This is a genomic window from uncultured Algibacter sp., assembly GCF_963976535.1.
In the GTDB taxonomy this organism is placed as follows: Bacteria; Bacteroidota; Bacteroidia; order Flavobacteriales; family Flavobacteriaceae; genus Algibacter_B.
In genome coordinates this window covers 1-8,176 of the sequence record NZ_CAXBLF010000091.1, presented here as the reverse complement: position 1 = coordinate 8,176, position 8,176 = coordinate 1, and the positions used below count along the sequence as shown (strand labels likewise).

Genomic DNA, 8,176 nt, shown 5'->3' with positions numbered 1-8,176 from the left:
TTTCCTTTTTGAGAAAAACTTTTTGTAACAAAACATAGCATTAAAGCTACTAATAATAAAAGTTGGTTATATTTCATAAGTTCGGGTTATAATCGACCAAATATAGTATAATTTTTGTATCTTAATTTTTTAACCATTTTAATAAAAAACATTATGAATTTCGTTTACATCCCCATTATTATTGTCGGATTATTTATTTTAATCTCGTCATTTTTTGTTGTTAAACAACAAACTGCAGCTATTATAGAACGCTTTGGTAAATTCCATAGTATTCGTCAATCAGGTTTACATTTAAAAATTCCATTAGTAGATAGAATTTCTGGCAAATTAAGCCTTAAAATTCAGCAGTTAGATGTTATTGTAGAAACCAAAACTAAAGATGATGTATTTGTGCGTTTAAAAGTATCCGTTCAATATAAAGTTATTAGAGACAAAGTTGGAGATGCTTTTTATAAACTAGATTACCCGCATGATCAAATAACAAGTTATGTATTTGATGTGGTTCGTGCAGAAGTACCAAAAATGATTTTAGATGATGTTTTCTTAAAAAAAGATGATATTGCTATAGCTGTAAAAACGGAGTTGAATGATGCCATGCAAGATTATGGATATGACATTATTAAAACCTTAGTAACTGATATTGATCCCGATGCACAAGTAAAAGAAGCGATGAACCGAATTAATGCTGCAGATAGAGAAAAAACAGCAGCACAATATGAAGGTGATGCAGCGCGTATTTTAATTGTTGAAAAAGCTAAAGCTGAAGCCGAAAGCAAACGTTTACAAGGGCAAGGTATTGCAGACCAACGTCGTGAAATTGCACGTGGTTTAGAAGAGTCTGTGCAAGTATTAAACAAAGTTGGCATTAACTCGCAAGAGGCATCTGCTTTAATTGTGGTAACACAACATTACGATACGCTACAGTCAATCGGTCAACACACCAATAGTAACCTCATTTTATTACCGAATTCGCCACAAGCAGGAAGCAATATGTTGAATGATATGTTAGCAAGTTTTACAGCTAGTAATCAAATTGGTGAGTCTATGAAAGAAGCTAGGAATAAGAAGAAAGAATAGCCGCTTTGTATCGCATAATCTTAAACCCCGAAAATTAATTTCTTCGGGGTTTTAATAATAAATTGCTTTATCTAGAAATAGCCTAACATAAAAAGCAACTACTCATGAAAAAGGAAGTTTTAGTAGTCTTAGGGTCTCCTAATTCTCCTACTGGAGCGTTAAGTGATATTTCAAAAAGTAGATTAAATTTTTGTTTAGAAAACTATTCAGAAGACCAAAAGGTTCTTTGTACTGGCGGATGGGGAGATCATTTTAATACCTCAAATAAGCCCCACGCTGATTACGCCAAAGCATACCTTATTAAAAAAGGCGTTTTAGAAAAGATTTTTTAGACAATGCCATGTCATCAAACACTGTTGATGATGCCCTAAAAATAAAAGCAATTATAAACAAAAAGGATAATATTCGTTTAACAATTATAACTTCCGATTATCAATTAGATAGAGTAAAATTAATTTTTGAAGACCTATTAAAATCATTTAAATTAGAATTTATAGGAGTAAAATCTCATTTAGAAAAAAAGACTTATACCACTTTAGTCAATCATGAAAAAAAAGCAATACAATCCATTTTAGAAAAAGGTTTGTATTACTAATTAGTGTCTGGACGGAAACAGACGATTTTTATAATTTGAATTATTTTTGATGTCATTTTTGTTTAGTTTTTATGAGTTGATGCCTTAGTATCAAGCGATTAAAAATAAACTGAAAGGGCACAAAAAGAAACAAATTTAATTTTGCTGTGTTTCCGTCCAAACACTAATTATCAAACGGGCGGCGCTCCTCCCATTTTCGCATAGGATTCATATACTTAACTATACATTTTAAAACCGTATTCGCTATAAAGTTATTGGTGTGTTTTAAATATATATACATAGTCTGTGGCTTTGCACCAATTGAGCTTTTAATCTCCATGGCAGTTCTAGCATATACAATCCTTTTAAAGCCGTTTTCAATACCAAAAGAAACCATATTAAAAAGCATATTTAAATACATTTGATATTGAGGCTGTAACCCTTTGTTATATCCTAAAAAATAAGTTTCTAAGGTTTTATTATTTAGAATAAGCGTATAGAATCCAACTAACTCTTTGTTTAAGAAAACACCAATAACTTTAAAATCATCTTTTAATTGAACTTTTAATTGAAAAAAATGCTGTTCTTGAAGTTTAAATGAATTTACTCTAGCATTATCTGATACGGTTTCATATAACCTAAATATAGCTTTAGAGTTGTCTTTTAAGTACTCAGTATCTAACTCTTTGTAATTAAGATGGATTGATTTTTTCCTGGCAGTTCTATAACGCCGAAGATACTTTTTGTTGAAGGCAGAAATATAATCTTCTGTTTTATTCCAAGTATCAGGAATAGTTAAAATCATATTAGGCTGAACTTGAGCCTTATACAAATTATTTGATTCAAAAAAAGCTCTGTTTTCATGAATATTATCGTCTTCAAAATAATCCTTAAAAACGATAATGCGTACTTTTTTATTGAATTTGACTCTAATTTCTACTATTAAATCATCTAGTGCTTTTTCTAGTTGACCTAAATAATCGTTTTGCGGTATTTCATTTTCGTTATAATAAATTCCATGCTGCCCTGTATGCATTAAATTTCCAACAACTAAAGCATTTCCTTTAACAATTTTAGAAACCAAATGTTTCGCAAACTGTATTAATGCGCTACTGCTACTTTTTCTAAAGATATCATCCGCATACATTTGAGCACGCTGAACAACAGCAATACCAACTAAGTTTTCGCCTTTAAAAATACCAATATAATATCCTGATATATTAGCTGGTAAAGAGCTTTCAAGCCCTTTTAAAAAGTCTGTTTTTAAAAAAATATCTTTAGAGCATAGCGCGTTCCACTCCTTTGGAAGCTCGCTTACTTTTCTATAAATTTTATAATGTATCAATATAATACCGTATCTGTTTTGAATTGACCGTCATAAAACGCCCTTTTTTCCTTTCTACTTCAATATAAAAAGAAACCGTAACTAAGGCTATGCTTTATTTTTCTATTTTGTATAAAGAAAAAAATCATTCCCGAAAAGTCGGGACAGGCTATTTTCTTTAACATTAAACTCAAAACAGAACCGGTATAAAATGAAAAAAGACTGAAAATAAACATCTTCAGTCTTTAAATATGTTAAAACTTTACAAAAAGATTATTTCCATCCACAAACAATAGCACCCATAATACCTAAAGTCACAATCCAGTACCCAGCATTAATGACTATATATTTAGCACTTTTGCGTTCAAATAAAGCATTCGTTCCAATAATTGGTAAAGCCACAAAAATTCCTGCCAAAACACCATGAAGCGCGCCATGTTTATAAGTTCTAAAAGCGTCACCATAGTCAGCCATAAATGCAGCATAAGATGGTAAGGCTTTGGTAGCATCTCCTCCAACCAAGCTTAAAGCTCCAGTTTGATGAATACTCATCTGCATCATAGTCATTGCTAGTAGAAAGGCAAAAATGAAAGCAAGGATAAAAATTTTCGCCATATTTCCTCCTTTTAATTGCTCTTCTGTTAAGCCAGCGGCATTCATCCAAGCATTTCCAAATACTTTCGGGTTATACCAAATAAAGCCGACAACTAATGCCGAAACTGCTGCAACAAGAATTGCAGGAAAGTTTAAAAAATCCATAATTATAGTGGTTTATTGTTAGAAGTTAAATGTACAAAAAAATAAATATCACTTAAAATTACATCCAACCACTGCTAGCAAAACTTCAACCAGAACTTACCCTGACAAAAGAAAAAAAATTGGCGCTTTTTAAGAAATCGCTTTAGCTTCAGCTACAAGCAATGCATTTTTATCATCTAAAGCTTTTGCTATAAAATCATTAATAGCATCATTCTTTTCTAAACCATTTTTTAATAAAACCCCTAAAGTTATCATGGTAATAATCCGTGTACCTGATTTTTTAACAGACGTATTAAATAACAGTTCAATATCATCGTAACTCACATTTTTAGCTAATTCTTGAATGTCTGCTTTTGCCTTAGCTTGCTTATCTTCTGGCAATCTATCATACTTTTTGCCATAAGATTTTATTTGCTCGATAGCAGGTCTGTTGTTTTGTTGCGGTTGTTTTTGTTGGTTTTGATTGGTGGTTTCCTCCGGCTTTACTTTTGCCCAAGTATCTCGTAAACCAACTGTTTTATTAAATACTAAATGTTCTGAAGTTGAATCATCATCTACATTAAAATACCCTAAACGTTGAAACTGAAACCTTTCACCAACTTTAGAGTCCTTTAGACTAGGTTCTACAAACGCTTCAATAGTTTTTAAAGAATTAGGATTTATGAATTCCATAAAATCTTTGTCTTGATGACTATCTGGCGTTTCATCATTAAACAACCTATCATATTCTCTAACTTCAGCTTTTACAGCATGTTCAATAGATACCCAATGTAACGTGCCTTTTACTCTTCTTGAGGTGTCTATAGAATACGTACAATGAATTTCTGTAATGTTTCCATCAGTATCTTTTTCAACACTTTCAGCTTTAATAATATATGCGTTTTTCAACCTCACTTCACCGCCTATTTTCAATCTGAAAAACTTATTGCTCGCTTCTTCTTTAAAATCTTCTTTTTCAATGTATAATTCACGAGAAAAAGGCACTTTTCTAAAGCCAGCGCTTTCATCTTCTTGATTATTTTCAGCATCCAACCACTCTACTTTATCCTTAGGATAATTAGTAATAACCAATTTTACAGGATTTAAAACCGCCATAACACGTGGTGCTGTTCTGTTTAAATCTTCACGAATGCAAAACTCCAAAAGCGATACATCAATAATATTATCTCGTTTTGCAACACCAACAGTTTCTACAAACTTTCTAATGGCATTTGGTGTGTATCCTCTTCTTCGTAAACCAGAAATTGTTGGCATTCTTGGATCGTCCCAACCATTTACAATACCATCTTCAACCAATTTAAGTAACTTACGCTTACTCATTATGGTGTAGCTTAAGTTTAAACGGGCAAATTCGCGTTGTTTTGGTCTTAACTTGCTAGCATCTACCACTTGGTCTAAAAACCAATCATAAAGGGCTCTGTGTGGCTTAAATTCAAGTGAACATAAGGAATGTGATATTTGTTCTATATAATCGCTCTCGCCGTGTGTCCAATCATACATGGGGTAAATATACCAATCATTAGCCGTTCTATGATGATGCTTCTTTAAAACGCGATACATAATAGGATCGCGCATCAGCATATTGGTATGTTGCATGTCTATTTTAGCACGTAAAATATGTTCGCCTTCATCAAACTCGCCAGCTTTCATGCGTTCGAATAAATCAAGATTTTCTTCAATGCTTCTATTTCTATAAGGCCCATCAACACCAGGTTGTGTTGGCGTCCCCTTTTGTTCTGCCATAGCTTCACTAGATTGTGAATCTACATAAGCTTTTCCTTCTTTAATTAAATACATAGCCCAATCATATAGTTGTTGGAAATAATCTGATGAAAACAGCTCTTTATCCCACTTATAACCCAACCAAGCAATGTCCTTTTTTATAGCATCTACATACTCTTGTTCTTCTTTAGTAGGGTTAGTATCATCAAACCGAAGATTTACAGGGGCATTATAATATTCACCTAGACCAAAACTAATTCCAATAGCCTTGGTATGTCCAATATGCAAGTAGCCGTTTGGTTCTGGTGGAAAACGAAAACGCAGGTTGTTTTTAGACATGCCGTTTGCTAAATCTTCTTCTATAATTTGCTCAATAAAATTGAGTGATTTTCTTTCTTCAGACATAAAATATGTTACCGTGCGGGATTAGCTTAATAAAAACCAATCCATTAAACAAAAATATTGTGCAAAATTAGGTAATTTTGATGACTTAAATTGTCTGACAATGGGAATTATAAAAGTTGAAAATATTCGTGTATTCGCTTATCATGGTTGTTTGAAAGAAGAAACAAAAATAGGTAGTGATTATCGAGTAGATTTAGAAGTTAAAGCGGATTTACAAACCTCAGCAGTTACGGATAAACTGAGTGATACTGTTAATTACGTGTTTCTAAATAGAGTTATAAAAGAAGAAATGGATATCGCTTCTCATTTACTTGAAACTGTAGCAAAACGCATATTAAATAGAATTTTTAATGAAGACAAGCTTGTTAAAAAAGCGACGGTTTGGGTAAGTAAACTAAACCCACCAATTGGGGGAGATGTTGAAAGCGTAACAATAAAAATGAGCGATAAAAGAAAATCTTAGCACAGGTAGTGTGAAAAGTTTATTTTTTTTACATTTGTCCTCTCAAATAGAGATTCCTGCCTTCGCAGGAATATGGCGTCGTGGCCGAGTGGCTAGGCAGAGGTCTGCAAAACCTTCTACAGCGGTTCGAGTCCGCTCGACGCCTCTAACTAACCTTCAAGTAACCTTGGGGGTTTTTTTTATGCTAAATTTTTATGAAAAATTAATAAAAGTTGAGCAAAACCTTCTATTAATGAAGAACGAATCCGCTCAACACCTCAAAGAATCTTCTGGTTACCTTGGTTTTTTTATTCTTATTCTCTAGGATACATTTTTTCGCGCAAAAACACTAAGACGTAGCGTGGAGAATGAAAAAATAAGAATTATTTCTCTGAGATACTATGAGACTCGCCGAGATTAAACAAACTTTATCTGATTGCTAAAAATTTAGGTACATGACAAAAATTTAGAATAGAATTATAAATGGCACACATATAGCATATTACGACTTTTTCGTAACGTAAACCTGACAGGTTTTAAAAACCTGTCAGGTCTTTTGTTATCCTGAAAATGGCGAGTAGTTTATTTCTCAATAAAAAAAATTATCATGTACTAAACTAAAAATATAAAATATTACAAGAGATTTGAAGCGTTTTAAAAGTGCTCCGTGTAACTCCGTGAAAACTCAACGCAACTCTGTGTTTTAATATTATTCCTAATCATTATTGTCTGATAAAAGAATCAAGACCGCTGCGCTAATAGAATATAGAATCAAGACTTCATTTTAACTCATTGATAATCAATTTACAATAGATTTGTCATTTCAGAAAGTTTTTGATTTTTTACTTGTTGTAAAAGTAAGGGGCATATCTCAAAAAAATCTTTTAGCCTATACCCAATCTATCGTACGTACTATCTTATAAATTTTAATCGAACTCTTTTGATTACTGATATTAAACCACTTAATTTCCAGAATATTTATTGTGCTTAAAAACTTTCTGCTATTCTGGAAGCTTTTCTTTTATTGGGTTTATTTTTTCCAACTTTTTTATATTCTTTTCGTAAGCTTCTGGAAATAGGCCTTGAACAAATAATAATATTCCAAAACCTAATATTACTATAGCTATGACTTTCTTAGCTTTAAAAATGAGCCGTGGAGTTAATTTTGCTTTAAGCTGTTTTGCTATTACAATTTTGACTAAATCTGAAACAAAATAAGCCGCTAACATAGAAACTATAAAAATAATGTCTCCATGTTCTGAAGTTGTTAAGGAATCTCCTAATACGATAAATCCAAGCCAACCTAATAAGACACCAATATTTATGAAATTTAATAAAAAGCCTTTTATAAATAGCTTACCATAACCTTTTTTGATTTCTACTTTATGGTATTCCTTTACAATAGATCTGAAGGATTTAGATGTTTTTATAAATGAAATAAAGCCATAAACCATTAGCAGTGCGCCACCAAATATTAAAAAACTAGGATCGTTACCAATTTTTCCTCGCAAACTGTTGGTACTGTATAACGCAATAATGATAAAGATAATATCAGCAAAAACAACCCCTAGATCAAATATTAAAGCGCTTCTAAATCCTTTAGTTGCACTGGTTTCTATAAGCACAAAAAATACAGGGCCAATTGTAAAGGCTAATATAATACCAAAGGGAATACCTGTTAAAATATCATCAAACATAAAAATGTGAAGCTTATATACCTATTCTACTTTAAAATTGGTATTATACAAAGTAAAGAAATATTTTAAAACAATTGGTTTGAAAAACAAATCGAGTAGGAAGATAGGGATTATTTCCCTATCTGTCCTCTCACACCACCGTGCGTACCGTTCGGTACACGGCGGTTCTTTAGTTT

General features: G+C 32.1%; 8 protein-coding genes and 1 tRNA gene. 5 read left to right on the top strand and 4 right to left on the bottom strand.

Features of this window, described 5'->3' with window-relative positions:
- Nucleotides 1–153: 153 nt before the first annotated feature.
- From AAC024_RS15230 to AAC024_RS15220, 3 genes are all read left to right on the top strand, one after another.
- Nucleotides 154–1,077, top strand: a complete 924-nt coding sequence (locus AAC024_RS15230) for an SPFH domain-containing protein (RefSeq protein ID WP_339896352.1) — start codon at nucleotides 154–156, stop codon at nucleotides 1,075–1,077.
- A 104-nt stretch (nucleotides 1,078–1,181) separates the two neighbouring features.
- A complete protein-coding gene (locus AAC024_RS15225; protein WP_339896351.1) occupies nucleotides 1,182–1,409 on the top strand; it encodes a hypothetical protein in 228 nt (75 codons plus the stop codon).
- Between the two features lie 8 nt (nucleotides 1,410–1,417).
- Nucleotides 1,418–1,672 carry a hypothetical protein gene (locus tag AAC024_RS15220; RefSeq protein ID WP_339896350.1) on the top strand — a complete coding sequence of 85 codons (255 nt, stop codon included), beginning with the start codon at nucleotides 1,418–1,420 and terminating at the stop codon, nucleotides 1,670–1,672.
- A gap of 163 nt (nucleotides 1,673–1,835) precedes the next feature.
- On the opposite strand, the gene AAC024_RS15215 is transcribed toward AAC024_RS15220, so the two are convergent.
- The 3 genes from AAC024_RS15215 to AAC024_RS15205 form a co-directional block, all read right to left on the bottom strand.
- Nucleotides 1,836–2,996 (bottom strand): GNAT family N-acetyltransferase, encoded by a 1,161-nt coding sequence (locus tag AAC024_RS15215; RefSeq protein WP_339896349.1) that lies wholly within the window; start codon nucleotides 2,994–2,996, stop codon nucleotides 1,836–1,838.
- A gap of 252 nt (nucleotides 2,997–3,248) precedes the next feature.
- Nucleotides 3,249–3,734 (bottom strand): DUF1761 domain-containing protein, encoded by a 486-nt coding sequence (locus tag AAC024_RS15210; protein WP_339896348.1) that lies wholly within the window; start codon nucleotides 3,732–3,734, stop codon nucleotides 3,249–3,251.
- A gap of 129 nt (nucleotides 3,735–3,863) precedes the next feature.
- Nucleotides 3,864–5,861, bottom strand: a complete 1,998-nt coding sequence (locus tag AAC024_RS15205) for a glutamine--tRNA ligase/YqeY domain fusion protein (protein WP_339896347.1) — start codon at nucleotides 5,859–5,861, stop codon at nucleotides 3,864–3,866.
- A gap of 100 nt (nucleotides 5,862–5,961) precedes the next feature.
- On the opposite strand from AAC024_RS15205, the gene folB reads away from it, so the two are divergent.
- Together folB and AAC024_RS15195 are read left to right on the top strand one after the other, a co-directional pair.
- Nucleotides 5,962–6,324, top strand: coding sequence for a dihydroneopterin aldolase (folB, locus tag AAC024_RS15200; protein ID WP_339896346.1), 363 nt, complete (start codon nucleotides 5,962–5,964; stop codon nucleotides 6,322–6,324).
- 74 nt (nucleotides 6,325–6,398) lie between these two features.
- Nucleotides 6,399–6,469, top strand: a tRNA-Cys gene (locus AAC024_RS15195).
- 835 nt (nucleotides 6,470–7,304) lie between these two features.
- Here AAC024_RS15195 and AAC024_RS15190 read toward each other — a convergent pair.
- Nucleotides 7,305–8,000: a LysE family transporter gene (locus AAC024_RS15190; RefSeq protein ID WP_339896345.1), complete on the bottom strand. Its 696-nt coding sequence runs from the start codon at nucleotides 7,998–8,000 to the stop codon at nucleotides 7,305–7,307.
- Nucleotides 8,001–8,176: the final 176 nt, after the last annotated feature.

Excerpts from the sequence above, each read along its gene's own strand:
- AAC024_RS15190 (WP_339896345.1), bottom strand. The coding sequence starts at position 8,000 with ATGTTTGATGATATTTTAACAGGTATTCCCTTTGGTATTATATTAGCC.
- folB (WP_339896346.1), top strand. The coding sequence starts at position 5,962 with ATGGGAATTATAAAAGTTGAAAATATTCGTGTATTCGCTTATCATGGT.
- AAC024_RS15210 (WP_339896348.1), bottom strand. The coding sequence starts at position 3,734 with ATGGATTTTTTAAACTTTCCTGCAATTCTTGTTGCAGCAGTTTCGGCA.
- AAC024_RS15230 (WP_339896352.1), top strand. The coding sequence starts at position 154 with ATGAATTTCGTTTACATCCCCATTATTATTGTCGGATTATTTATTTTA.
- AAC024_RS15205 (WP_339896347.1), bottom strand. The coding sequence starts at position 5,861 with ATGTCTGAAGAAAGAAAATCACTCAATTTTATTGAGCAAATTATAGAA.
- AAC024_RS15225 (WP_339896351.1), top strand. The coding sequence starts at position 1,182 with ATGAAAAAGGAAGTTTTAGTAGTCTTAGGGTCTCCTAATTCTCCTACT.
- AAC024_RS15220 (WP_339896350.1), top strand. The coding sequence starts at position 1,418 with ATGTCATCAAACACTGTTGATGATGCCCTAAAAATAAAAGCAATTATA.